Source organism: Ruegeria sp. HKCCD9138 (genome assembly GCF_057220975.1).
Map to the genome: position 1 here is coordinate 270,912 of NZ_JBWVAZ010000004.1, position 25,081 is coordinate 295,992.

Below are 25,081 nucleotides of genomic sequence, written 5' to 3' on the forward strand. Positions count from 1 at the left end.
TGCGTTGCCGTGCCACCTTTGCTTGCAAACGTCCTGTTCAAGGCATAGGTTCCCGCCAAATTTGCGGAACGATGCCGCAAGATCTGAACAAAGGAATATCCCATGGAAGGTGGCGCAATTGCCCAGTTTCTCCCGCTGATCCTGATTTTCGGGATCATGTATTTTCTGTTGATCCGCCCGCAGCAGAAAAAGATGAAAGAACACAAAGCGATGGTAGAAGCGCTGCGTCGCGGGGATCAGGTAGTCACGCAGGGCGGCCTGATCGGCAAAGTGGCCAAGGTCAAGGATGACGGCGAGATCGAGGTCGAGATCGCTGAAGGGGTCAAGGTGCGTGTGGTTCAGGCAACCATTGCCCAGGTTCTGAACAAGACCGAACCGGCGAAGTAACGTCACGCCACAATCCCTTGAAAAGGCAGGGTAATGCTGCAAATTGACACCTGGAAGCGGGTTCTGATCTGGGCGGTCTGCGTGACCGGCTTGTTCATGGCCCTGCCGAATGCGTTTTACACGCGCGTCGAACAATCAAACGATGCCAAGGCCGCGATCGAGCTTGGCATCGACACCCCTGAAATGCAGGCCGAGGCAGCGCAGTGGCCAAACTGGCTGCCGTCATCACTGGTCAATCTGGGGCTCGACCTGAGAGGCGGCGCGCATCTGCTGGCCGAAGTACAAGTCGCTGACGTCTACGAATCCCGGATGGAGGCCATGTGGCCCGAAATTCGCGATGCGCTGCGTGACGAGCGCGCCACCGTTGGCACCATCCGCAAGCAACCCTCGGGCCCGGACGAGATTCGCATCAAGATCAGCCAGCCCGAAGGGATATCCAGAGCCCTGGAAGTTGTGCGCGGTCTTGCCCGTCAGGTGCAGACGCTGACCGGCGTCGGTGCAACCGATATTGAGGCGCGGGCCGAAGGCGACACGATCGTTGTGCAGTTGTCCGAAGCCGAGAAGCTGGCATCGGACGACCGTACAGTGCGTCAATCGCTGGAAATCGTGCGTCGCCGGATTGACGAGGTCGGTACGCGCGAGCCGACTATTCAGCGTCAGGGCGCCGACCGTATCCTGATTCAGGTGCCGGGCATCGGCAGTGCAGGCGAGTTGAAAGAGATCATCGGGACCACAGCTCAGTTAACCTTCAATCCTGTCGCTGGACGCGGCACGGACCCGGACACAGTTCCAGGGATCGGCGAAAAAGTGGTTCCGTCAATTGACGAAAGCGGCGTGTATTACACCATTGAAGCCGCGCCCGTCGTTACCGGCGAAGAGTTGGTGGACGCGCAACCCGCGTTCGATCAGAACGGCCGCCCGGCGGTCAACTTTCGGTTCAACACGACCGGGGCGCGGAAATTCGGTGACTACACGCTGGAAAACATCGGCGCGCCCTTTGCCATCGTTCTGGATGATGAAGTCATTTCAGCCCCGGTGATCCAAAGCCACATCCCAGGCGGTTCGGGTATCATCACGGGCAATTTCACCGTAGAGGAAAGCACCAATCTGGCCGTCCTGCTGCGCGCCGGTGCGTTGCCAGCGGGGTTGGAGTTCCTTGAAGAACGCACCATTGGCCCGGAACTTGGACAGGACAGCATCGACGCCGGTAAGGTTGCCACCATTGTGGCCTTTGCCGCAGTACTGACCTTCATGGCTCTCAGTTACGGCCTGTTCGGGGTCTTTGCCAATATCGCGCTGATCATCAATGTGGGGCTGCTGTTTGGATTGCTGTCTCTGATCGGGGCCACACTGACCTTGCCGGGTATAGCGGGGATCGTTCTTACAGTGGGTATGGCGGTGGACGCCAACGTGCTGATTTTTGAACGTATTCGCGAGGAACTGAAATCCGCCAAAGGTCCTGCGCGCGCTATCGAGTTGGGCTATGAAAAGGCACTGTCCGCGATTCTGGACGCCAACGTGACGACGTTCATCACGGCAACGATCCTGTTTGCCATGGGCAGTGGCCCTGTGCGCGGCTTCGCGATTACTCTGGGGCTGGGCATTCTGACATCGGTCTTCACCGCGATCTTCGTGACACGCCTGATGATCGTCATGTGGTTTGAACGCCGCCGTCCGAAAATGATCGAGGTTTGACATGAGACTGAAACTCGTACCGCAAAACACCTCGTTCGATTTCTTCAGCCGCTGGAAGATTTGGCTGGGAATCTCCGGCCTGATGATGGTGATCGCCTTTACGTCTTTCCTTTTGCAGGGGCTGAACTTCGGTATCGACTTCCGAGGCGGGACCACGATCCGCACGCAATCCGCTCAGGAAATCGATGTTGGTGCCTATCGCGACGCTATTTCGCCGTTGGAACTGGGTGATGTGACAATCACCGAGATTTTTGACCCCACCTTCGGCCCGGATGAAAACGTAGCAATGATCCGCATACAGGCACAGGCTGATGCCGAAGCCGTCTCTGCGGCGACAATCTCGGCTGTGGAAGAGGCGCTGGTTTCCGCCGCTCCGGACATCGAATTCGTTTCTGTCGAATCCGTTGGTCCAAAAGTCTCGGGCGAGTTGATCCAAACTGCCGTCATCGCGGTGATGCTCGCCATTGGCGCGGTGCTGGTCTACATCTGGCTGCGGTTCGAATGGCAGTTCGCCCTGGGGGCGGTCGCCGCGTTGGTGCATGACGTGATCCTGACCATCGGCATTTTCTCGGAGCTGCAAATCCGTTTTGACCTGGCCATTATCGCGGCGCTTTTGACCATTGTGGGTTACTCGCTGAATGACACCGTTGTGGTCTTCGACCGGGTTCGCGAGAACTTGCGGAAGTACAAGAAGAAGGATCTGAAAGAGGTCCTGAACATCTCGATCAACGAAACGCTCAGCCGGACAGTGATGACCTCGGTCACCACACTGTTGGCCTTGATCTCGCTTTATGTGCTGGGCGGGGACGTGATCCGCGGTTTTGTCTTTGCGATGATCTGGGGCGTGATCGTGGGGACGTATTCCTCGGTCTTCGTGGCCTCGACAATCCTGCTGTGGTTGGGTGTCAAGCGCGACTGGTCGAAACCGTCGAATACGGCGGGCAACCAGTTTGCCAATATCGATGCCTGAGTATTTCGGCCAGTCCCTTTCGGGGCTGGCCATCATCGCGCTGGCGGCCTTCATGGGTGGGTTGGTGCGCGGATTTTCCGGATTTGGAACCGCATTGATCTTTCTGCCGGTCGCGGGCCAGTACCTGAACCCATTCAGCGCCCTAGTCGCGCTCACCTTCATGGATATATTCGGCCCGTTGCCCAACCTGCGCCGGGCCTGGCGCGCGGTCAGCAAACCGGACCTTGTACGCCTTCTGGTCGGCTGTGCCCTGATCCTGCCAGTTGGTCTGTGGTTGCTGACGCAGGTCGCGCCCGAAGTCTTTCGCTATGCGGTCAGCCTGATTTCACTGTCTATGGTGATGATCCTGATCCTGGGCCTGCGTTATCGGGGCCAGGTATCGCGAGCGATGGTCGCCTTTATTGGCGGCATGGCAGGGCTATTGGGTGGAGTCGCGGGGATACCCGGCCCGGCTGTGATTTTGTTCTACATGGCCCGTCCGCTGCCGGTTGAGGTGATACGCGCGACGATCCTTCTGTTTCTCTTTGCCTTTGACTTCCTGATCCTCGGGTATCTTTTGGGGATGGGGCGCGTCACACTGATGGCCAGTGTTCTTGGTCTGTTATTGGCGATCCCGAACATGGCGGGGAACTGGCTGGGCGGCTGGCTGTTTCGACCTGAACAGGAAAAGCTGTATCGCGGGGCGTCCTATCTGGCGATTGCGGTTGCGGCCTTGTCGGGCCTGCCACTTTGGGGCTAGAAGACCCTCATGCGCCTGAACGAAATCACCTACAACAACGCCGTTCCAATCGATGGGTATGGGCCGGGCTTTTTCCGCATCGGCGGGCAGGTTCATGAAGGGGCCGTTCTGACCGGCCCCACCGGAACAGTAGCCTGGGGCGGATATTCCGATCAATCAACGTTGCTGGAATTGTCCGACCATGTGGACGTTCTGTTCATCGGTACGGGCGCGGACCTGTCTCATATCCCTGCGGAACTGCGGATCACACTGGAAGAAGCAGGAATGGGTGTCGAGATCATGAATTCGCCTGCGGCCTGTCGCACATACAACGTATTGCTGTCCGAAGGCCGCCGCGTTGCACTGGCCCTGTTGCCGCTCTGAGCCAGACGCATGGCCTGCGGCAAATCCGACCTTTTGCCTTTGGCGGCAATCGGCTAAGCGGAACCCCATGACACTGACCGTATCCGATCTGGCTATCACCCGTGGTGGCGTGCCCGTGCTCGAAGAGTTGAACTTCGTCCTCGAGCCAGGCAAGGCGTTGATACTGCGCGGCCCGAATGGGATCGGCAAAACCACCTTGCTGCGTACTCTGGCGGGCCTTCAGCCGCCGCTGCATGGCCGGATTGAGGGGGCCGATGACCAGATTGCCTATGCCTCTCACTCGGACGGGTTAAAGCCTACGTTGACCGTGACCGAGAATCTGACCTTCTGGGCGGCTGTTTTTGGGACAAACGGTATTCAGTCAGCGCTGGACGCGTTCGACCTGAATGAATTGTCAGACCGGCAAGCGGGCAATCTGTCGGCCGGTCAGAAACGACGGTTGGGTCTGGCTCGGATGCTGGTGACGGGACGTCCGATCTGGATGCTGGACGAACCCACCGTGTCACTCGACCGCAATGCAGTGAAAATGTTTGCGGATGCCGTGCGCGAGCATCTGCGGCAGGGCGGTTCGGCCCTGATTGCCACCCATATCGACCTTGGCCTGGATGGTGAGGTGCTGGATGTCGGCCCCAATAAGGCAAAACCGAAACCCATCGACGACTTTGACGGAGGTTTTCTGTGATCGCCCTTTTGTTGCGTGACCTGAAACTGGCCTTCCGCGCGGGTGGTGGATTCGGTCTGGGTCTGGCGTTCTTTCTAATTGTCACGGTGCTGGTGCCGTTCTCCGTCGGCCCGCAGTCCTCGTTGCTGTCAACCATCGCGCCGGGTGTGTTGTGGCTGGGCGCATTGCTTGCGTGCCTGTTATCACTGGATCGTCTGCTGGCGCTGGATTGGGAGGATGGTTCGCTGGATTTGCTGGCGACCGCACCCCTGCCGCTGGAATCTGTCGTGACGATCAAGGCGCTGGCACACTGGCTGACCACGGGCTTGCCGCTGGTTCTGGCCGCGCCATTTCTGGGCGTGTTGCTGAACCTGCCAGTGCCGGGGTTTTTCTGGCTGGTGATTTCACTGCTGATCGGTACCCCGGCCATGAGCGTTATCGGAACCTTCGGCGCGGCGCTGACCGTTGGTCTGAAACGTGGCGGTTTGCTACTTTCCCTTCTGGTGTTGCCGCTTTACGTGCCGACCCTTATCTTCGGGGCCGAGGTTGCCCGTCGCGGTGCCACGGGGATGGAAACGCAAACGCCCTTGCTTATGTTGGCGGGGATCACTGCCGCAACCGTCGCTTTGCTGCCCTTTGCCAGCGCTGCGGTGCTACGCATCAATCTTCGATAACACGATCAATCTTGACTGAGGTCAATTGAGAACACCACCGAGTCGGACTAGATAAGGCCCATGTCTATCGCAGCCAAAGCCAACGCCCTCTGGGAATACGCCAACCCGAGGAAGTTCCTCGCGACCAGCGAACGGATACTGCCGTTCTTCTGGATTACATCCTCTGTGTGTCTGGGTGTTGGGCTTATCTGGGGGTTCTTTTTCACACCGGACGACTACAAGCAGGGGTCGACAGTCAAGATTATCTACCTGCACGTTCCGGCCGCGTTGATGGCAATCAATTGTTGGCTGATGATGTTGGCGACCTCGCTGGTGTGGTTGGTGCGCCGTCACCATGTCAGCGCGCTGGCTGCGCGCGCAGCTGCTCCGATCGGGATCGTGATGACCCTGATTGCGCTGGCGACCGGTGCCATCTGGGGCCAGCCGATGTGGGGCACCTGGTGGGCGTGGGATCCGCGCCTGACCTCGTTCCTGATCCTGTTTCTGTTCTATCTGGGCTATGTGGCCCTGTGGGAAGCCATCGAAGACCCGGACACTGCCGCTGATCTGACCTCGGTTCTGTGTCTGGTGGGGTCGGTCTTTGCCATCCTCAGCCGTTATGCGGTGAATTTCTGGAACCAGGGCCTGCATCAGGGGGCCTCGGTCATGCGGGCGGCAGCCGTGACAGGCGCCGACACCGAGGAGAAGGTCAGCAATATCTATTTCTATCCTCTGTTGCTGTGCATCGTTGGATTCGTGCTGCTGTTCATTGCGCTGGTGTTCTATCGCACCGGCACTGAAATTCGGGCGCGCCGGATCAAGGCGTTGCTTGCAAGGGAAAGGGTGAACGGATGATACCCGATCTGGGCAAATACTCTGATACGGTCCTGTCCGCCTATGGAGCGTCCATCTTTCTGCTGGTCGCTCTGGTGGTTCTCAGCGTGATGCGAGGGCGCAAGGTTCGGGCCGAGATGGAAAAGGTCGAGCAAAGGATGACGCGCAATGGCTAAGATTTCGCCCCTGATGCTTGCACCGCCGCTGATTTTTGGTGCCTTCGCCGTTCTGGCGGGAATTGGGATGTTCCGCGACGATCCCAACGCGCTGCCCTCTGCGCGCGAGGGGCAACCCGCTCCTCCGGTGGTCCTGACCGAGTTCGCAGGCAAAGCCAGCTTTGACGATGCCACGCTGCGCGATGGCGAGGTCAAGCTTGTCAATTACTGGGCCAGCTGGTGCGCGCCGTGCCGGGTCGAACATCCCAACCTTCAGGCCCTGTCGGACGAAGGAATTCCGGTCTATGGCATCAATTACAAAGACCAGTTGGACAATGCCGAAGCCTTCCTAACGGAACTTGGTGATCCTTACCGTGCAATCGGTCGGGATGAGCAGGGCCGCATGGGGTTGGACTGGGGTGTCTACGGCGTACCCGAAACCTATGTGATCGATGGGGAAGGCACGATCATCCTGAGGTTCGCAGGACCGGTCACGCAGCGTGTGATCGAAAACACCATTCGACCCGCTTTGGAGAAAGCCGCAGGCGGTTGATCCCTGATCCGCGTTGCGCCTTTTACAGCCTGTAGCCGCCTGTTACCGACAGCGTCTCACCCGTAATGAACGCAGCATCATCCGAGGCCAGAAACCGGACTGCCCTGGCGATGTCTTCAGGCACGCCCACGCGGCCCAATGCCGTTTCCGCAACGAATATGGCAGTCAGGTCGTCTGACCGAGGCGCTTCGGGGGTGTTGATCGCACCGGGAGCCACAGCATTGACGCGAATGCCCTCTGGCCCAAGCTCTTTCGCCATAGCGCGTGTCCAGAGATTCAGCGCTGCCTTGCTGGCGCCATAAGTGGCGGCATCCCGTGGCGGCAAAACGGCATTCATGGATGAAATGCTGACGATCGCTGCACCCCGTTTCAGATGCGGTAGTGCAGCCGACAAGAGTGCAGCCGGAGCCAACAGATTCAGATCCAGAATCGCCCTGTGATCGTCGAACCGGAACTCCTCTTTGGGTGTCATCTTCACCAGACCTGCGTTGTTGACGATGACATCCAGCCGCCCAAACCGCTGTATGGTCTGCGCAATCACGGCCTCGGCTTGGTCCGGCTGTGTCAGGTCCGATTGGATGGGCAGGGCGTTTTCACATTGAAGTGGCGCCGGCGGTGGAGTGGAATTCCACGTAAAAGCGACGTTGTGATCACGGCTCAGGTCTTCGACGATGGCCCGGCCAATGCCGCGTGTTCCGCCGGTTATCAAAGCTACTTTGTCCATATCGGACAAAAGACCGGCAAAACGCCCGGGATTCAATGCCGATTTTCCTTGAATCCGCCAATGAATTTGTTGCGCCGGTTCGGGTTACCTACGCACCAGGATCCAGATCATTGCTGCGATGAAGGCGAAAGTGACCAGATTCATCAGAGTGTCCGTGAGATCACCGATCAGCATCGCGCTGCCCCTCCTCTCGCAGTCCGCGAAACAGGCAGACCATCAGCAGAACCGAGATAAATACAAAGGGTAGGGCACCCAGCGAAATCAGGATCTTCACCGAGTCCACCGAGCCCGACAGGATCATCGCAACGCTCAGCAGCCCCAGCAACGCGCCCCAGATCAGCCGAACGCGCGGGGGCGGGTTTTCATCCCCCTCTGTCGAGAATGTCCCCAGGACGAAGGCAGCGCTGACGACGCTTGTTACAATGAACAGGAACGCCGCCAGCACCGTTGCCAGTGTGGTGATCAACGATAGCGGTAGCCGGTCGAGCAGGGCAAAGGTCACGCGTTCGATATTGGTCTGGGTCAAAGCCAGCAACTCACCTGCGCCGTTCAGGGCTTCGAACAAACCGATGCCGCCGAACGCGCCGAACCAAAGGATGGAAAACAATGTGGGTGCGAACAAGACGCCGATCACGAATTCCCTGATCGTTCGACCGCGAGAGATGCGGGCGACGAACACGCCGACGAACGGCCCCCAGGCGATCCACCAGACCATATAGGTAAGTGTCCAGTCGCTGAACCATCTGGCGACGTCATCCCCGAAGAACGTAAAAGTTTGAAAGCCCCTTGGTATGACATTGGTGACGTAGTCGCCAAATCCCTGAACCACCGTGTTCAAGAGGTACTCCGTAGGGCCAAGGACCACGGTGTACGCCACCAGGCTGATGGCAATCAGCATCGCGGCGTTTGACAGGCGCGCCATACCCTGGCCCAGATCGATCAGAAGTGCGGGCACATATGCGGCAACCATTGCGACAAAAACCGTACCGATCAGTATGGCACCGACCGTATCCCGACCGCCCATGACGGCAATGCCGTCTGCCACCTGAAACACGCCCATGGCCATGGAACCGCCAACACCGATGGCTATGGCGACAATTGCCATGAAGTCCGACAGCCACCCAACGCGCTCGGCCCAGCGTTCGCCGGGGAACAGGCTTTTGATCGGCGCACTGACCATCATCCCCGTTCCGCGCCGAAAGCTGAAATAGGCGATGGTGAGGGCGGTTGAGCCGTAAATGGCCCATGCGTGCAAGCCCCAGTGAAAGTTCGTTGCCAGCATGGCTTGCTGCGCCGCGATGAAGTCCGGCGCCATGCCTGAGATGAAGTTGAAATGCGTCAGTGGTTCTGCCACCGCCCAAAACAGCAAGCCGACGCCCATCCCAGCAGAGAACAGCATGGAAATCCAGGTGACGGTGGAAAACTCCGGCTCCTCATCATCCCGTCCGAGTCGAATGCTGCCATAGGGAGAAAACGCCAGAACGAGGCATCCGATCAGCATACCAGAGGCTGCGAGCATCACGAACCATCCGCGACTGCGGAAGGTTTGTTGAACAATGCCATTTGCCCAGGTCACCAAACTCTGAATGTCGATGACGCCCCAAATCCCGATCACCGCGATGACGCTGAGTGAACAGATCAGCAAGGCGTTGGGTTTCTTCATGGCGATGAGTTTCCGCAAACCAATTCGGTCGAACAGTTTCAGATTTTCGAATGAATGGCCAGTAAACAAAAAACCCCCGGCGATTGGCCGGGGGTTTGGGTTGTCAATGGCGCTTTCGAATTACGATGCTTTGGCCAGGTTCCGCAGAACGTACTGAAGAACACCACCGTTTTCGATGTATTCAATCTCGGGCGCGGTATCGATGCGGCATTTCAGGGTGATGGTCTTCTCGGTGCCGTCACCGTAGACGATGGTGCAGGGCACTTCCTGCAGGGGCTCAACCGAGTCCAGCCCGTGGATCGAAACGGTTTCGTCGCCCCTCAGACCCAGCGTCTTGCGGGTGTCGCCGCCAGTGAATTCGAACGGGATGACGCCCATGCCAACCAGGTTCGAACGGTGGATACGCTCAAAGCTTTCGGCGATCACAGCCTTGACGCCCAGCAGCGCGGTGCCTTTGGCCGCCCAGTCACGCGAGGAACCCGCCCCGTACTGTTCGCCACCAAAGACGACAAGCGGAACACCCTGTTCCTGATAGGCCATTGACGCCTCATAGACCGAAGTCTGTTCGCCATCGGGGCCTTTGGTGTAACCGCCCTCGACACCGTCCAACATCTCGTTCTTGACGCGAATGTTGGCGAATGTGCCGCGCATCATGACCTCGTGGTTGCCACGGCGCGACCCGTACGAGTTGAACTCGCGCGGCTGAACCTGACGGTCGGTCAGGTACTTACCTGCCGGTGTTGTCGTCGCAAAGGAACCTGCGGGCGAGATGTGGTCGGTGGTGATCATGTCACCCAGGATCAGCAGAACCTTGGCCCCGTCGATATTCGAGATCGTGCCGGGTTCGGCTCCCATGCTCTGGAAGTAGGGCGGGTTCTGGATGTAGGTCGAGGTCGGCGGCCAGTCATAGGTTTCCTGCTGCGGAACTTCGACCTCTTGCCATTTCTCATCGCCCTTGAAGACGTCTGCATATTTCGACTGGAACGCTTCGCGGGTGACGGTCTGTTCGACCAACTCGGCGATTTCCTTCTGGGTGGGCCAGATGTCTTTCATGTAGACATCATTGCCGTCCTTGTCCTGACCGACCGGTTCCGTGGTCAGGTCAATATCCAGCGTACCGGCCAGAGCGTAGACCACGACCAGCGGCGGTGAAGCCAGATAGTTGGCGCGCACATCCGGCGAGATACGGCCCTCGAAATTCCGGTTGCCCGACAGAACCGACGTCGCGACCAGGTCGCCTTCGGCAATGGCTTCCGAGATCTCCTGCTGGATCGGACCCGAGTTGCCGATACAAGTGGTACAGCCGTAACCGACAAGGTTGAATCCGATCTTATCCAGATCTTCCTGCAGACCAGCGGCCTCAAGGTAAGCGGACACGACCTGCGACCCCGGAGCCAGAGAGGTTTTGACCCACGGCTTGCGGTTCAGACCCAAAGCGGCCGCTTTGCGTGCCACCAGACCCGCACCGATCATCACATAAGGGTTCGAGGTGTTGGTGCATGAAGTGATCGAGGCGATCACGACCTTTCCCGATTCCATGGTGTAGTCTTCGCCTTTGACAGCGACTTCCTTGCCCATGGGACGCTTGAAGGTCTCTTCCATTTCCCTGGTGAAAGCGGATTTGGCGTCGGTCAGTGCAACATAGTCCTGCGGCCGTTTCGGACCCGAGATCGCGGGGACAATGGTGCCCATGTCCAGCGACAGAGTATCGGTGTAGATCGGGGCATAGTCCGCGCCACGCCAGAAACCGTTTTCCTTGGCATAAGCTTCGACCAGAGCGATGCGATCTTCGTCACGACCGGTGTTGCGTAGGTAGCGCAGGGTTTCGTTGTCGATCGGGAAGAAGCCACAGGTCGCGCCGTATTCCGGTGCCATGTTGGCGATAGTCGCGCGGTCGGCCAGTGGCAGACGGTCCAGACCTTCACCGTAGAATTCGACGAATTTGCCAACCACGCCCTTTTCGCGCAGCATCTCGACGACTTTCAGAACAAGGTCGGTGCCGGTGGTGCCTTCGACCAGCTCTCCGGTCAGTTCAAAGCCCACAACCTCGGGGATCAGCATCGAGATCGGCTGACCCAGCATTGCGGCTTCAGCCTCGATGCCGCCAACGCCCCAGCCCAGAACGGCCATGCCGTTAACCATGGTGGTATGGCTGTCGGTGCCGACCAGCGTGTCGGGGTAGGCGACCTCATCCCCGTTTTGGTCGGTGTCGGTCCAGACGGTTTGGGCCAGATACTCCAGGTTTACCTGGTGGCAGATACCCGTGCCGGGGGGCACAACGCGGAAGTTGTTGAAGGCGTTCTGGCCCCATTTCAGGAACTGATACCGCTCCATGTTGCGCTCGTACTCTCGGTCCACGTTCATCTGGAACGCGCGCGGGTTTCCAAATTCGTCGATCATGACCGAGTGGTCGATGACCAGATCAACCGGGTTCAGCGGGTTGATTTTCTGCGCGTCACCACCCAGACCCTTGATCCCGTCGCGCATCGCGGCCAGGTCAACAACGGCCGGAACACCGGTAAAATCCTGCATCAGAACGCGGGCTGGTCGATAGGCGATTTCGCGCGGGTTCTTGCCACCATTGGCACCCCATTCACCAAAGGCCTTGATGTCGTCAACCGAGACCGAGAAGCCGTCATCCTCGAACCGCAGCATGTTCTCCAACACCACTTTCAGTGCGGCAGGGAGTTTCGAGAAATCACCCAGACCGGCTTCTTGCGCGGCGGGGATCGAGTAATAGGAAATGGACTTGCCATTCACGCTCAGGCTGCGGCGTGTCTTGGCGGTATCCTGTCCGACTTTGATGGGCATCTAATGGCCTCCCTCTCAAATGACGTGGATTTTGGGATTCGCTGAGGGGTATCTGCATCACCAAGGGCGCCGGTTCAAGGTCCAACAGGCCACCTGCGGCAATTTTTGTATACCATTGCACACATTTTTTTGATTTAGACCCCTTTCAGGTCTCAAGAAACGTTGATTGGTGGGTGAAACGATATCAGTTTAGGGTCTAGGCATCGCCCATCAGACCGAGTTGCATCATGTTGAAGCCCGCCGCAGTCGCATTGGCATCGTTGATCCTTGCCCCAGTTGCCGAGGCCGGTTCCGATCCGGTCGTGGTGGAGCTTTTTACCTCGCAAGGGTGTTCGTCCTGCCCGCCGGCGGACCGGATCATGCACGATCTGGTCCAGCGCGATGACGTGATAGGCTTGGCTCTGCATGTGGATTACTGGGACTATATCGGTTGGAAGGATGAATACGCTGACCCCGGTCACACCGACCGCCAGCGCGCTTATGCGCGCGAAGGGGGGCGGACCATGATTTATACTCCGCAAATGGTAATAAACGGTCAGCAGGACGTTGTGGGTGCACAGAAACGGGAACTGGATCGGATAATCAATGCGCATCTGACCGCCGCACCAGAGGCGGAAGTCAGTGCCATGCGTTCCGGTAACGAGGTCACCGTCAATGTCACACCAATCGAATTGCCCGAAGGCGAGATTTATGACGTTCGGGTCGTGCAGTATTCACCGATGCGTCACGCCTCGATCCGCCGTGGTGAATTGGCCGGGCACGAGTTGGACTACGCCAATGTTGTGGAAAGCTGGCAGATTGCCGGACAATGGGACGGGGCCTCGCCGCAGAAGTTCACGGCCACTTTGGCGCATGATCTGCCGGCGGTTGTTCTGGTCCAACGGAACAGACATGGTCCGATCGTTGCAGCGGCCCGGGTCAAATAGTCAGGGCATATCCTCGGGCTGAACGCCCAAACCTCTCCATGCTTTCCAGCGTCGGTGAATCCAGAACCACTGACCCATATGCTTTCTTACCATGGCTTCCAGATCGTCATTTGTGAATTGCGTCATGGTTTTTGGATCAGTGTGCGGAACGGGGTCGTGTAAAACGATCTCAAAATCGATGCCGTTGGACTGGCGGACGGCATAGCAGGGGATTAGTTCAGCCTTGTATTTGATCGCCAACTCCGCGTTCAGAACCGACGTCACCGCCGGTTTGCCGAAGAAGGTCAGTTCCTCTCCGCCTTGCGCATGCAGATCTGAGACGATGGCGATAATACCGCCGCTTTTCAGTGAACGGACCATTTCGACCATGCCCCGGCGACCCTGTTCGAACATCGGAGAACCGGTTTTGTAGAAGGCCTCAACATACATGTCATTGAAATAGGGGTTGGCCATACGGCGATACAGGCATCCGATTGGCTTACCGTTGCGGGCCTGCAGAGCGACCCGCGCGGCAAGATAGTGCCCGAAATGCGCGGTGATAAACATGACAGGGCGGCCCTCGGCGAGCGCGTTGTCAAACGCCTCGATACCAGGGCCGGATATTTTGGCCTTGCTTTGCCGCTCGATAAAGCCTTCGGCCGAGAAATGCTCCATGATCGCCCGCCCTGCATTATCGCTGACGGCGCTGCTGATGCGATTGACTTCTTCTTCTGGCAATTCGGGGCAGGTAAGTTTCAGGTTGCGCCGCACACGATTGTTGAAACCAACAACAGGCGCCAGTGTCCTCATGATGGCGCCCATGGTCGCTATGCGACGTTCGTATGGCAGCAGACCCATCCCGCCGATCACGCCTTTCAGGAAAAGATTGGCAATGAAGTATTTTCCAAGCTCAAATCGGCTCAGTTCCGACTTTTCTGCAGGCATGGGGAGAACTCACCAGGTGTTGTGAAATACGGCACCAGACATACAGTCGCTGCCAATCGTTCACAAGTGTTCGTAAGAGTGCATCACCCGTGGGTGGCCGAGATTGCAGCCAGAGAGAGCGAACGTGCCGCGCTCAATCTGCGTCGTCCTCTTCAATCAATGCGATCGCGCCTTCATCCAGCAGCCCTCGGATGGTTGCGACAATGCTTGACATGGCCGCCTCGGCGTCCGCCTGCTTGACCTTGCCGCGCTCGGACATCTCTTCGCGCAGGTTATCGGCCATGCGAGAGGACATGTTTGACAGCAAGTATTCTGCGGCTGCCCGATCGCCTTCGGTGTTGGCTCCGGCCAGTGCCGTCACCAATGCCGGTTGCTCGACACTGCGCAAAATCGCCGGGACATCGCGGGGCTGAATGCGGGTCGGGATATGGGAGAAGATGAATATTGATCTTCGTACCGTGCTGGCAAAATCCGCATCCTCTTCGTCCAGAGCCGTCAGCAATCCATCCCTTGTGGTCGCTGCCGACTGGTTCAGGATCGCCCCCACGCGCGCGCCCGGACCATCCTTGAAAGCCGGGTTAGGGCGCTGATCCAGCTGGGCGGCCAGAGACCAGCCGATCCGTTCCACGGCCTCTGGTGTGACATTGGCGGTTTTCGACACCGCATAGGTGATCCGCCGCGCCGTAGGGCCGGGCAAATGACCCAGCAGCTGAGCGGCCATTGCGGTTTCGAGCTTCGACAGCATGACAGCGGCGACCTCAGTGCTTTCGGCCTGCGCCATTTTGGCCAGATCTTCCACCGGAACCTCGCGCAACCGTTGCCAGGGGTCGCCGATTTGCCGGACACCCGCCACCTTGCGCAACCGAGCCGCTGTCGCCGGCGCGATCTTGCCGTTCACCGCATCCAGCGCGCCCGCAAGACCGTGGGGAAAAGACAGCCCGACACTGTCCAACGCGTCGGCGAATTCCCGTGCCACCGCTGCCAGCGTGACCCTGTCCACCAATCCCATTCGCCCCAATTGATGGGTCAGTTGTTCCTGAAGCGGATCGGGTAATTCTTCCAGCGGTATGTCCGCGCCTTCATTCAAAAGCAGCCGCACAATGACGGCTGCTTTCTCTCTGTTGCTCAGAGAGCGTGGAACAACCTGAGGCGCGTCATCCGTTTCAGCGACCGGTTTCTGAGCACCCGGCGCCACCTGTACCAATGCCTTCGTATCCTGCATCTGCCTGTCATGTCATTTTGAGCGTCACCAGGCAGATTACGGAGAATCGGGTAAAGAAACCTTGAACCTCAGTAGCTGTAGGTCAGTCCCGTCCGGATCGCATCGCGCAGCGACGCTTCGGCCCATGTCCCTTCACCGCCACGCGCCTTGATTTCACGCCACTGCGCAATCGCCAGATCGGTTTTTCCTTCGGAAACAAAGCCCTGACCCATATAGCTGCGGGCCAACAAATTGTCCGGGTTGGTGGCAATGGCGTTTTCATAGAATGCGTTCGCCAGATCCAGCTCCCCCAGTTTGCGGTAGGTGAAACCCCAATAGGTCAGAACACGGTCGTCGTTCTGGTCCATGATGCGCAAAATGCTCTGAGCGTGTTCATACTGGCCGTCATAAGCCAGTTCGCGCACGGCATCATACAGTTGCTCTTCGGAAAAGTTTGTCTTGTTTGGTTTGACACACCGCCCCCTTGCCTCGTCGTAGACGCGGCCAAACAGGCATTTCTTGGTGGTATTGGTGGGCTTTGGTGGGCTGCTGTCTCCGCCGCCTGCGGCATGAGCGACAGGTGCAAAGGCAAATGCTTGAAGGGCAATTGCTGAAACTAATACAAGGCGCATTTTCCTACTCCGTATTCGGGGCTGCTGTCAGAAGAATAGTGCGATCTTCAAGAAAGCTAACAGCCCGTCGGTCGCTTTTATTCACAAGTAGGAAAGAAAATTGTCAGCTATTGACTATTTTCATGCAGGTTTGGGATTCGGTATCCCAGAATGTGCCTTCTGCGCAGGATTGGGTTTGCTTTGTATGTGCGCTGCAGGCAAGCCCGGCCGAGGCAACACAAACCAACGCCAATGAGCAGAGAAGAGTTCGGATCATGGTGTTTCTCCTTCGCGGAAAATGCACCCAGATCATATCCGATTTTTGCCGATCTGGCAAAGAACAAGGCCCGGTCGGCGAATTGCGGCCGGGCCCTGGGGCAATCATGAAATCCTCGGCCTATTCGCCGAAGACGCGTGCAAAAATCGTGTCGACGTGTTTGGTGTGATACCCGAGGTCGAACTTTTCCTCGATCTCTTCGGTGCTCAGCGCGGCGGTCACGTCGGGGTCACCCAGTAGTTCGGTTTTGAAGTCCTTGCCTTCTTCCCAGACCTTCATCGCGTTGCGCTGCACCAGCCGGTAAGCGTCTTCGCGGCTGACACCGGCCTGGGTCAGAGCCAGCAGTACGCGCTGACTCATCACCAGACCGCGGAACTTGTTCATGTTGGCCAGCATGTTTTCGGGGTAGACGACCAGCTTGTCGACCACGCTGGTCAGTCGCGACAGGGCGAAATCCAGTGTCACGGTGGCGTCGGGGCCGATGTTGCGCTCGACCGACGAGTGTGAGATGTCGCGCTCGTGCCACAATGCCACGTTCTCCATCGCGGGCACCACGGCCATACGGACCAGACGCGCCAGACCGGTCAGGTTCTCGGTTAGCACAGGGTTGCGCTTGTGCGGCATCGCCGAGGAACCCTTTTGGCCTTTCGAGAAGAACTCTTCGGCCTCAAGAACCTCGGTGCGCTGCATGTGGCGGATTTCGATGGCGATGTTCTCGATGCTGCTGGCGATGACGCCCAGAGTGGCAAAGAAGGCGGCGTGGCGGTCGCGCGGGATGACCTGAGTGCTGATCGGCTCAGGCACCAGACCCAGCTGGTCGCAGACATGTTCTTCAACGCGGGGGTCGATATTGGCGAAGGTACCGACCGCGCCGCTGATCGCGCCGGTGGCGATTTCGGCACGCGCGTCGCGCATACGGGACAGATTGCGATCCATCTCGGCGTAAAAACGGGCGAAGGTCAGACCCATGGTGGTCGGCTCGGCGTGGATGCCGTGGCTGCGGCCGATGCGGACGGTGTCCTTATGCTCGTAGGCGCGACGCTTCAGGGCGGCCAACAGACCTTCAAGGTCCGCGATCAAGATGTCTGCGGCGCGGGTCAACTGCACATTGAAACAGGTGTCCAGAACGTCCGAGCTGGTCATGCCCTGATGCACGAAACGCGCCTCGTCGCTGCCGACATGTTCGGCCAGGTGGGTCAGGAATGCGATGACATCGTGCTTGGTGACCGCTTCGATCTCGTCAATGCGCGCCACGTCGAATTCTACATCTTTGGCTTTCCACACTGCCTCGGCGTTTTCGCGCGGGATGACGCCAAGATCGGCCATTGCATCGCAGGCGTGCGCCTCGATCTCGTACCAGATGCGGAACTTGGTCTCGGGCGACCAGATGGCGACCATTTCAGGGCGGGAATAGCGGGGAATCATTGGCGGCAGCACCTTTTTATGATTGGGATGAGGCGTTGGCGCGGGGTTTAAACCCGCGCGCTCAAGGGAACAAGGCGCGAGTGCGGGTATGAGACGGTTTGCCCTGATTATGTCGATCTGGCCGGGTATTTTGACGGCCGAGGAGTTTCGCACGCTGACCGGAGAAGAAATCCTGGCGGCGCTGTCGGGGCAAAAACTGGATTACGGCGAAGGCATCTGGCAGACCTTCGATGACACCATGCTGACGCAGTATTTTTCGGGGCGCCCTAGCGCGGGCCGTTGGACAGTGCGCGAGGATCGGTATTGCTCGCTTTGGCCGCCTGCGGACCTGTGGGCCTGTTACGACATACAACAGAACGGAAACACTATCCGGTTCATTGACGATAGTGGCAGCACGACAGACGGGACCATCGTCAAGTGACATTGCCACAGGGATTGGCGGATTTTGCAGGTGACTGGCGCCTTACGCGCACAATTCGCGACGCCAGGGCAGGGCACGTGATTCACGCCGAGGGGCAAGCGACGCTGCGCGCGGCGGATGCCGGGCTGGTCTACGAAGAAAAAATGACTCTGCACATCCCAAACCAGCCCGCCGTCAAAGGCACGCGAACGTATCTGTGGCGCGAGGTCGGGGACGCGATCGCGATCCATTTCGACGACGACCGCTATTTTCACACCTTGCAATTGGGTTTATCGCACCCGGAAGACCATCACGACTGTCCCCCGGACAGCTACGACGCGCGATACGACTTTTCCCAATGGCCGCGATGGGAAGTCCGCTGGATAGTGTCGGGACCCAGAAAGTCCTATGAAATGGATACTCGGTACATGCTGCGATAGCGTAATCATCTTGCAGTGGAAGCCGTGACAGGGCATTTCTTACGCAGAGTCCTGGTTCTCTGAGGGAGAAAACACCATGAATGCAAACGTCTTGGCCAATGCAATTGGCCCGCGCGAAGGAACAGCTCTGCGTGTCAAACAGGTGGTTCTGGTGGCTCTGGGTATCGTAGCCCTCGCCATCGCCGCCAAGATCAAAGTGCCGATGTGGCCGGTTCCGATCACCATGGGAACCTTTGCCGTTCTGACAATCGGCACCGCCTATGGCGCCCGCTTGGGTCTTGCAACCATGCTGGGTTATCTGCTGATCGGCGCGTTGGGTTTTGACGTTTTCGCCGGCTCGTCGGCCGAAAAATTTGGTCTGACCTACATGATGGGTGGCACCGGCGGTTATCTTGTCGGTTACCTGCTGGCCACGGTTCTGCTGGGCGCGCTGGCGGCGCGTGGCTGGGATCGGTCGGTTGGCAAACTGGCGCTAGCTCTGCTTCTGGCCAATGTCCTGATCTATGTTCCGGGCCTGCTGTGGCTGGGCCAGCTATATGGCTGGGACAAGCCGATCCTGGAATGGGGTCTGACGCCATTTCTGCTGGGGGACGCGATCAAGCTGGCTCTGGCTGCGCTGCTGATCCCGGGCCTGTGGAAACTGGTGGGCAACGCACGCGCCTGATTGAGCTGCCTAATGGAATTTTTTGAACCAGCGCCCGACATGTTTCGGGCGCTGTTTTTTTGCCAGCCCAACGTATTGCTGGACAAAACGCATGTAGGCAAGCCAATCTGAAGCCTGAGAAACGATCAGGTTATTGAGATATGCGTATTTTATTTGGATCAGCACTCGTCACCTGCGCCGCGTTGTGGCTGGGTGGCGTGGCTCCGTCCTGGGCCGATACACCGGTGACATATACGGACCAGGGCCGGGCACTGTTTCGCTTTGAAGTTCCCGACTTCTGGGCGTTGCGGACCGGCGGGCCGCGTGAAATCGAGGATACCGAACTGGGCGATTCCAGGGGCGTGGCGCGGGTTATGGGGGTCCGGCCGATCACAGACGACAATGTCTGGATGGGCTTCGTTTCGCCCGCTGGCGTAGCGACCATCAATGACGGACTGCAGTATCTTGAAGATATCGACAAGTTTCTGGTGAAAGAGCCAACCGTAACAAGCACCAGTGACACCCGGATTGGCGGCCTGCCCGCGCGGGTGATCCGAGGAACCGGAACCCGCGACGGGCGCGGCATCAACTTTACCGCCACGGTAATCGACCTGCCGCGCAACCGTGTGGCTGTTGTCGTCGCCATCCTGCGCGACGGGGCGGATCCGGGCTATGTCGATGTGATGAATGATGTGTTCGCGTCAATCCGGTCCGCGCAGTGAGGAGGTTCAGATGACACGCAAAATCCTCAGACGCGCTGCATTGGCACTTGGGCTTGGTGTTTCGACTTTCACGCTATCGGCCTGCGACGGAGTCACGCTGGGGGTCGGCGTGGGGTATGGGTACGACCCGTTCTACGACTCGATGCTGTGGAACGATTATTACCATGACGTAGACGTGGATGTGAATCTGCCTGATCGCCCACGGCCACCCGAAGGCAGACCACCTGCGCGTCCCACGCCACCGATCGCAAAGCCGCCGGCACGACCGCGTCCTCCGGTTGCGCGCCCACCCGCTGCGAGGCCACCGATACATCGCCCGGCACCGCGTCGGTGATAACGATCAAACGGGCCGCATATGCGGCCCGCTTCTTTTGAAGGAAGCGCTCCTAAGCAAGTAGTTCCGTCGTGATATGTGCCGAGCCTTCAAGGGTGCGGTGCACCGGGCACTTGTCCGCAATTTCCAACAGCTTGGCTTTCTGGTCCTGATCCAGAGGACCTTCGAGGCGGATTTTGCGGCGGAATTGATCCACTTTGCCGTCTCCGTTCAGGCCAGCATCCTGTGCGTGGACCTTGTCGTGACACACATCAACGGTGATCCCGGTCAGTGGCCAGCGTTTGCGTCGGGCATACATTCGGATTGTCATCGACGTACAGGCCCCAAGACCCGAGGCCACAAAACCATATGGTGACATGCCCCGGTCGGTTCCGCCATACGAGGCGGGTTCGTCCGCTACCGCGTGGTGGCGCGGTCCGGACTGAATGTCCTGCAGGAACCCGGCGGGGTCGACCTCGGTCACCCGAACGACGCCTTCGGGGGCGCCGGGAGGCGGGGCCGGGGGCGACAGCTTGACATAACGTGACACCCAGGCTGCGATCACCTCGGCGGCGTATTCAGCATCCGCAGGGCGCGTAATCAGGTGGTCGGCATCGTCGAGGGTTACAAAACTCTTGGGATGCTTTGCTGCCAGAAAGATGGTGCTGGCGTTGTCGATGCTGACGGTTTCATCCCGCGGCGCATGCAGGATCAGGAGCGCGGCCTTAAGTTCGGTGATGGCCTGTGTCAGTGCGGTTTCAGAAATGTCATGTACAAAGGCCTTTCCGATGCGGAACGGGCGACCGCCCAGCATGACCTCGGCACTGCCCTCCTGCTCAATCTCGGGCAGGGCTGCTTCGAAATGATGAGAGACGTGGCTTGGGTCGGCTGGTGCACCCAGTGTAACGACTGCCTTGACCGACGGGATGCCCGCGCGTGCACGTAGCACCGCCGCGCCGCCAAGCGAATGCCCGATCAGAAGGTCCGGGGCCATGTTCCGGCCTGCCAGATACTGTGCGGCGGCGATCAGGTCTTCGACATTCGAGGTAAAGGTCGTATTGGCGAATTCGCCGTCGGAATGGCCTAGCCCGGTAAAATCGAAACGCAGCACCGCGATACCCATTGCGGCCAGACGCGCCGATATACGGCGGGCAGCGGGAATGTCCTTGGAGCACGTAAAACAATGCGCAAACAGTGCTGTAGCAAGAACCGGCCCATCCGGAAGATCAAGTCGCGCGGCAAGCTGGTTGCCGTCATGACCGGCAAATGTGGTGCGTTCGGTGGGCATGGCAATTCCTTACATCTCGGGTTGACGACAATACTGTGTACATAAGGCGGACGTCTCAACCCCTATGTAAGAAGCGTCACAGGAAGGTGAGTATGGTGCGAGCAAACGATCAAGTCCGGTATTTAAGCGTTTTTCAAAGCTTCACGTTTTGTGATTTGAATGTCGTCAAATATTCGATTTTATTAAGCTGCGAACGCACTCATGTTAAGGCCATCCGAATTTGTCAGCCAAGGAGGCCTAAATGGCAAATACTGCTTCAGCCCCGCAAAACGGGCTTGTCCGCCCGGATCTATTGGTCATGATTGCCGTGGCCGGTGTGATCGGGTTCACGCTTGGTCAGCTCTGGCCTGCGAGCAATCCAACTACACCGCAAGTGATTGATACGGCACCAGAAGACTGGCACGGCAATGTCCGGCGGTCGAATTGGTCGAACTGATACTCTAGGCCAGCCCCATCAAATGCGGATCAAAAGGATATTTGGTCAGGTTCTCATAACCATCCTCGGTAATGAGGACCTGATCTTCCAGCTTGATCGAGAAATCTCCGCCAACTTCGCCGACGCAAGCCTCAACACACAAGACCATGCCGGGTTCCAGCGGGTAATTAAATGAACCCTCGACCGCCTTATCGGGATAGGCAACCAACGGCCACTCATCGCACAGGCCGACACCGTGCATCAGACAGCCGTATTTCTGCGCCTGAAACTTGTCGTCCAGCTTATGCGCATTGGCCGTCAGTTCCGGGATCATGACACCGGGTTTCAGCATTTCCATATTTGTCATGATATGCTCATGCGCGTGTTGCATGGCATAGATCATGTCCTCGCGCGGTTTTTGGTCGCCGATCCACCATGTGCGAGAGATGTCGATACAGATGCCGTACGAGCCAATCAGGTCGGTATCAAAAGCAATGATCTCATTCTGTTGCGTGATCCGCGGGCCGCATTCCTGAAACCATGGGTTCGTACGCTGGCCCGAGGCCAGAAGACGGGTTTCGATCCATTCACCACCACGGCGAATATTCTCGGCGTGAAGAACCGCCCAGATGTCGTCCTCGGAGGTTTTGCCGTTCCCTACATTGGTGCGGGCAAACTTCTCCATCTCTGCCACAGCCGTTTCGCAAGCGTGGCTTGCGCATCGCATGGCCAAAATTTCATCCGGGCCTTTGATGGCGCGGGTCTTTTCGGTCAGCTCTTCGCCTTCCATGATTTCGAAGCCCTGCGCCTCGAGCGCACGCAGGCCATGCAGCATGATCTTGTCCACGCCCAGACGCTTGTTACCGCCGCCGTGCTCGTCGATCAGGACGCGCACCTCGTTCGAGAAGACATCTGCTGCGACATCCACCTTGTCCCCGCGGTCGAAGTAAAACAGGTCTGCGCCCGAGCGTTGTTCGCGCACCAGTGGGTTGAACTTGGACAGGAAGGGCGAGTTCTTGTAATCCCAGATCACCATGTATCCGTCGGCACACAGCAGCACAGCCCGGAAGGGGTTGTGTGTATTCCAAAGCTGCATGTTGGTGCTGTCGGTGGCATAACGGATGTTCAGCGGGTCGAACATCAGCAGCCCGCCATACCCCCGATCAACAATCCCCTGGGTCAACCGTTTCCAGCGATGCTCGCGCATGTTTTCGAGGTTCGGTAATGTCAGGCCCGCAGCAGCCCATTCCGAGAAGGCCAGTTGAGTCGGCCCGATCTCGATCCGGTCGTTATCGTTCGGTGTACCGTCGCCAAGCACAGACCCCCGGGTCGGGTCAATCTTGCGGGTATCCCTGTAGTGCCGGTTCATGGCGCGCCTCCTTACCTGTTGGCCCGAGGGTGAAGAAACACGGAATTGCCGTCGCGGTGTTTTGCGACGAGGCGGGAGTCGCTTTTAGACCGACAGGTAACAGATTGAATGATAGACCAGTCTCATGAAGACCATTCTACAGAACCAAATCCCTTACGATCCGCTTGTTGAACAAAAGTTGCCCGGTATTCAGCCTGCAACTATGGCAACCTGGCTGCACCGGGACGAGGCTTTTGCGGCACAGATGAAACTCCGCGAATCCTTGCTGGAAACGCGCCGCGACGAAGTTCTGGCCTTGGACCGATCCGCAAAACCAGCGGCTCAGGAGCTGCTGGAAACCGTTCTGCTGCACGCCTATCCGGGTGCCACGGACCGAGCCACTCGCGCGGACGGAGTTGCCGTTTTCATTGATCGGGACAATCCGCTGGAGACCCTGTGCCATCTGGTGCAAGAGGATTTCTGCATTCTGCAAAAGCAGGGCGATGAACATGTTCTGACCGGAGCCATACTGTGCTTTCCCGCCAGTTGGCGTCTGTCCGAGAAATTCATGCGGCCCTTGATTGGGATTCACCAACCCGTCGAAAGCTATGACGCCAATATCGCCCGTCGGGTTCAGCGAATGTTCGATGGCATTCAGCCCGGTCGTCCGTTGTGGCGGTTCAACGCGCTTTGGTATCAGGACGCCGAGCTATTTCAGCCTCGCAGCGCCGAAGATCCGCGCACAATCCGGGATCGGGGATCAGCCCGTTACCTGCGCAGCGAACGGCAAACTCTATTGCGGTTGCCGCAGACACAGGCCGTTGTGTTTTCGATCCACACCTATGTTTTGCCCGCTGAACAATTGGTAAAAATGGAAAACCCCGCCTGATGGCGGGGCCTCCTAGGAGGGTCTTGGTAATTTCTTTACATGCTGATCGCGTTTACAACGCCAGCAATCGCACCGCTGGTGTTGAGGCCGAAGATGGCTGTGGTCAGCGCCAGAACTTGTGTGTTGAGACGGAAATCCTCGCCGCGGATCAGGTTCACTGCCGCCATTGAGATCGCAATGGGGGCCGAAATGCTGGCCACTGCACCCGTCATTCCCCAGCTGGTCAAACGCAAAATATCGCTGGGGCGCTCAACGTCGTCCTGCGCAGAGACAGGGTCTTCCAACCGCAGTGGCGGTTCGGGTTCAGTTCGAAACGCGATACTCAGCAGCTGATCGTCCGTCAGCTTGATCGGACGCGGTTTAGGCTTAACCGGATCTACGACGTCTGCAACGGATTCCGGCAGTTTGATGCCAGCAAACTGTCCGCTGACCGAATTGAATATTTGCCTGCGGTCTCGGGGCTTGCGGGGGCTGAAGGAATCGAAAGCGCCGAGAAACTGTTCGACGGTAAGAACAGTATTGGGCGACAGCCATTCGATCCGCTGGGTCGAGCAGATATCGACCATCCGATAGAGCGTCACAACCAGCATCATCTCGGATATCTCGGTATCATCCAGCAGGTCCGACACCGGAGATATCGTAAGGGAAAGACGATTGCGGGGAATCGAGGGGGCGGAACGCGTCAGGGTCTTGAGGCCGGCAGCCCGGTCCATCCGCTCGTAACGGTCGGTTTCGTCAGAACCCTGAGTCTCGAGCGCAAGGCGCACCAGATATTGGCTTGAGACGATGCTGGCCTCGGTTGCGCTGAGCAACGCTTTGCGTTCAACCAGATGGCCGTAGTCTTCCAGCGTGGTTGCAACGATATCGCTGAACCGCTCCAGCGCTTTGTCAGCGTCGCCGCTGAACTGAAGGCCACCATGGTATCTGTGCTTTGCAGTCACAGCATTTTCCTTTGTCGCGTTCTTTCTGAAACAAGATGTTATCCAGCGATAAGGGGGAGAATTTGACGAAAATGGAAAAAAATCAAAATTCGGCAACATTGATTACGCCT

The 25,081-nt window shown here is 58.1% G+C and carries 28 protein-coding genes; 18 read left to right on the forward strand and 10 right to left on the reverse strand.

The genetic code is table 11. The features are described 5' to 3' along the window. Positions 1-102: 102 nt before the first annotated feature. The 10 genes from yajC (at position 103) to AC2TEL_RS09380 (ending at position 7,010) form a co-directional block, all read left to right on the forward strand. Positions 103-387, forward strand: a complete 285-nt coding sequence (yajC, locus tag AC2TEL_RS09335) for a preprotein translocase subunit YajC (RefSeq protein ID WP_480843197.1) — start codon at positions 103-105, stop codon at positions 385-387. 33 nt (positions 388-420) lie between these two features. After that, positions 421-2,082 carry a protein translocase subunit SecD gene (gene secD / locus AC2TEL_RS09340; RefSeq protein WP_480903360.1) on the forward strand — a complete coding sequence of 554 codons (1,662 nt, stop codon included), beginning with the start codon at positions 421-423 and terminating at the stop codon, positions 2,080-2,082. 1 nt (position 2,083) lies between these two features. Continuing rightward, positions 2,084-3,052, forward strand: coding sequence for a protein translocase subunit SecF (secF, locus tag AC2TEL_RS09345; protein ID WP_480843194.1), 969 nt, complete (start codon positions 2,084-2,086; stop codon positions 3,050-3,052). Then, positions 3,045-3,791, forward strand: coding sequence for a sulfite exporter TauE/SafE family protein (locus AC2TEL_RS09350; protein ID WP_480903361.1), 747 nt, complete (start codon positions 3,045-3,047; stop codon positions 3,789-3,791). The genes secF and AC2TEL_RS09350 overlap by 8 nt, the downstream gene beginning before the upstream one ends. A gap of 9 nt (positions 3,792-3,800) precedes the next feature. Further along, positions 3,801-4,154 carry an Mth938-like domain-containing protein gene (locus AC2TEL_RS09355; protein WP_480843192.1) on the forward strand — a complete coding sequence of 118 codons (354 nt, stop codon included), beginning with the start codon at positions 3,801-3,803 and terminating at the stop codon, positions 4,152-4,154. A gap of 67 nt (positions 4,155-4,221) precedes the next feature. After that, positions 4,222-4,836 (forward strand): heme ABC exporter ATP-binding protein CcmA, encoded by a 615-nt coding sequence (gene ccmA, locus AC2TEL_RS09360; protein ID WP_480903363.1) that lies wholly within the window; start codon positions 4,222-4,224, stop codon positions 4,834-4,836. Continuing rightward, complete coding sequence (gene ccmB, locus AC2TEL_RS09365) at positions 4,833-5,489, forward strand: heme exporter protein CcmB (protein ID WP_480531669.1); 657 nt, start codon at positions 4,833-4,835, stop codon at positions 5,487-5,489. Before ccmA ends, ccmB begins: the two co-directional genes overlap by 4 nt. 60 nt (positions 5,490-5,549) lie before the next feature. Next, the gene (locus AC2TEL_RS09370; protein ID WP_480843188.1) at positions 5,550-6,323 is read left to right on the forward strand and encodes a heme ABC transporter permease; all 774 of its coding nucleotides are present in this window, start codon (positions 5,550-5,552) and stop codon (positions 6,321-6,323) included. Beyond that, positions 6,320-6,478 (forward strand): heme exporter protein CcmD, encoded by a 159-nt coding sequence (gene ccmD / locus AC2TEL_RS09375; RefSeq protein WP_480843186.1) that lies wholly within the window; start codon positions 6,320-6,322, stop codon positions 6,476-6,478. The genes AC2TEL_RS09370 and ccmD overlap by 4 nt, the downstream gene beginning before the upstream one ends. Then, positions 6,471-7,010 (forward strand): DsbE family thiol:disulfide interchange protein, encoded by a 540-nt coding sequence (locus tag AC2TEL_RS09380; protein ID WP_480843185.1) that lies wholly within the window; start codon positions 6,471-6,473, stop codon positions 7,008-7,010. Before ccmD ends, AC2TEL_RS09380 begins: the two co-directional genes overlap by 8 nt. Positions 7,011-7,032: 22 nt before the next feature. Here AC2TEL_RS09380 and AC2TEL_RS09385 read toward each other — a convergent pair whose 3' ends face one another. The 3 genes from AC2TEL_RS09385 to acnA all read right to left on the reverse strand — a co-directional run bounded on the left by AC2TEL_RS09385 (position 7,033) and on the right by acnA (position 12,208). Continuing rightward, positions 7,033-7,734, reverse strand: a complete 702-nt coding sequence (locus AC2TEL_RS09385) for an SDR family NAD(P)-dependent oxidoreductase (RefSeq protein ID WP_480843183.1) — start codon at positions 7,732-7,734, stop codon at positions 7,033-7,035. 160 nt (positions 7,735-7,894) lie between these two features. Further along, positions 7,895-9,397: a BCCT family transporter gene (locus tag AC2TEL_RS09390; protein WP_480843181.1), complete on the reverse strand. Its 1,503-nt coding sequence runs from the start codon at positions 9,395-9,397 to the stop codon at positions 7,895-7,897. 120 nt (positions 9,398-9,517) lie between these two features. Then, entirely contained in the window at positions 9,518-12,208 is a 2,691-nt protein-coding gene (acnA, locus tag AC2TEL_RS09395; RefSeq protein ID WP_480843180.1) for an aconitate hydratase AcnA, read from the reverse strand. 227 nt (positions 12,209-12,435) lie between these two features. On the opposite strand from acnA, the gene AC2TEL_RS09400 reads away from it, so the two are divergent. Further along, a complete protein-coding gene (locus tag AC2TEL_RS09400) occupies positions 12,436-13,134 on the forward strand; it encodes a DUF1223 domain-containing protein (protein ID WP_480903365.1) in 699 nt (232 codons plus the stop codon). Here AC2TEL_RS09400 and AC2TEL_RS09405 read toward each other — a convergent pair whose 3' ends face one another. From AC2TEL_RS09405 to purB, 4 genes are all read right to left on the reverse strand, one after another. After that, positions 13,135-14,058: a lysophospholipid acyltransferase family protein gene (locus tag AC2TEL_RS09405; RefSeq protein ID WP_480903367.1), complete on the reverse strand. Its 924-nt coding sequence runs from the start codon at positions 14,056-14,058 to the stop codon at positions 13,135-13,137. It abuts the gene before it with no gap. A gap of 133 nt (positions 14,059-14,191) precedes the next feature. Continuing rightward, positions 14,192-15,280, reverse strand: a complete 1,089-nt coding sequence (locus AC2TEL_RS09410; RefSeq protein WP_480903369.1) for a flagellar motor switch protein FliG — start codon at positions 15,278-15,280, stop codon at positions 14,192-14,194. 68 nt (positions 15,281-15,348) lie between these two features. Then, the gene (locus tag AC2TEL_RS09415; protein WP_480903371.1) at positions 15,349-15,891 is read right to left on the reverse strand and encodes a tetratricopeptide repeat protein; all 543 of its coding nucleotides are present in this window, start codon (positions 15,889-15,891) and stop codon (positions 15,349-15,351) included. Between the two features lie 376 nt (positions 15,892-16,267). Continuing rightward, positions 16,268-17,572 carry an adenylosuccinate lyase gene (gene purB, locus AC2TEL_RS09420; RefSeq protein WP_480903373.1) on the reverse strand — a complete coding sequence of 435 codons (1,305 nt, stop codon included), beginning with the start codon at positions 17,570-17,572 and terminating at the stop codon, positions 16,268-16,270. 88 nt (positions 17,573-17,660) lie between these two features. Between purB and AC2TEL_RS09425 the strand changes: the two genes are divergently transcribed. From AC2TEL_RS09425 to AC2TEL_RS09445, 5 genes are all read left to right on the forward strand, one after another. Further along, positions 17,661-17,993, forward strand: coding sequence for a hypothetical protein (locus AC2TEL_RS09425; RefSeq protein ID WP_480903374.1), 333 nt, complete (start codon positions 17,661-17,663; stop codon positions 17,991-17,993). Next, positions 17,990-18,412, forward strand: a complete 423-nt coding sequence (locus tag AC2TEL_RS09430; RefSeq protein ID WP_480903376.1) for a DUF6314 family protein — start codon at positions 17,990-17,992, stop codon at positions 18,410-18,412. Before AC2TEL_RS09425 ends, AC2TEL_RS09430 begins: the two co-directional genes overlap by 4 nt. Positions 18,413-18,488: 76 nt before the next feature. After that, the gene (locus tag AC2TEL_RS09435; RefSeq protein ID WP_480843172.1) at positions 18,489-19,076 is read left to right on the forward strand and encodes a biotin transporter BioY; all 588 of its coding nucleotides are present in this window, start codon (positions 18,489-18,491) and stop codon (positions 19,074-19,076) included. Positions 19,077-19,216: 140 nt separating this feature from the next. Continuing rightward, positions 19,217-19,777, forward strand: coding sequence for a hypothetical protein (locus AC2TEL_RS09440; RefSeq protein WP_480903377.1), 561 nt, complete (start codon positions 19,217-19,219; stop codon positions 19,775-19,777). A gap of 10 nt (positions 19,778-19,787) precedes the next feature. Then, positions 19,788-20,111, forward strand: coding sequence for a hypothetical protein (locus tag AC2TEL_RS09445; RefSeq protein ID WP_480903379.1), 324 nt, complete (start codon positions 19,788-19,790; stop codon positions 20,109-20,111). 52 nt (positions 20,112-20,163) lie between these two features. Here the strand turns inward: AC2TEL_RS09445 and AC2TEL_RS09450 are convergent, their stop codons facing one another. Continuing rightward, on the reverse strand, positions 20,164-21,378 hold the full coding sequence (locus AC2TEL_RS09450; RefSeq protein WP_480843169.1) for a bifunctional alpha/beta hydrolase/OsmC family protein: 1,215 nt from the start codon (positions 21,376-21,378) through the stop codon (positions 20,164-20,166). Positions 21,379-21,619: 241 nt separating this feature from the next. On the opposite strand from AC2TEL_RS09450, the gene AC2TEL_RS09455 reads away from it, so the two are divergent. Then, the gene (locus AC2TEL_RS09455) at positions 21,620-21,814 is read left to right on the forward strand and encodes a hypothetical protein (RefSeq protein WP_480843168.1); all 195 of its coding nucleotides are present in this window, start codon (positions 21,620-21,622) and stop codon (positions 21,812-21,814) included. 4 nt (positions 21,815-21,818) lie between these two features. On the opposite strand, the gene dddP is transcribed toward AC2TEL_RS09455, so the two are convergent. Continuing rightward, on the reverse strand, positions 21,819-23,162 hold the full coding sequence (gene dddP / locus AC2TEL_RS09460) for a dimethylsulfonioproprionate lyase DddP (RefSeq protein WP_480843167.1): 1,344 nt from the start codon (positions 23,160-23,162) through the stop codon (positions 21,819-21,821). A 124-nt stretch (positions 23,163-23,286) separates the two neighbouring features. Between dddP and AC2TEL_RS09465 the strand changes: the two genes are divergently transcribed. Continuing rightward, a complete protein-coding gene (locus tag AC2TEL_RS09465) occupies positions 23,287-24,030 on the forward strand; it encodes a heme-dependent oxidative N-demethylase family protein (protein ID WP_480903381.1) in 744 nt (247 codons plus the stop codon). Positions 24,031-24,065: 35 nt separating this feature from the next. Here the strand turns inward: AC2TEL_RS09465 and AC2TEL_RS09470 are convergent, their stop codons facing one another. Then, entirely contained in the window at positions 24,066-24,971 is a 906-nt protein-coding gene (locus AC2TEL_RS09470) for a hypothetical protein (RefSeq protein WP_480843165.1), read from the reverse strand. Between the last annotated feature and the right edge of the window lie 110 nt (positions 24,972-25,081).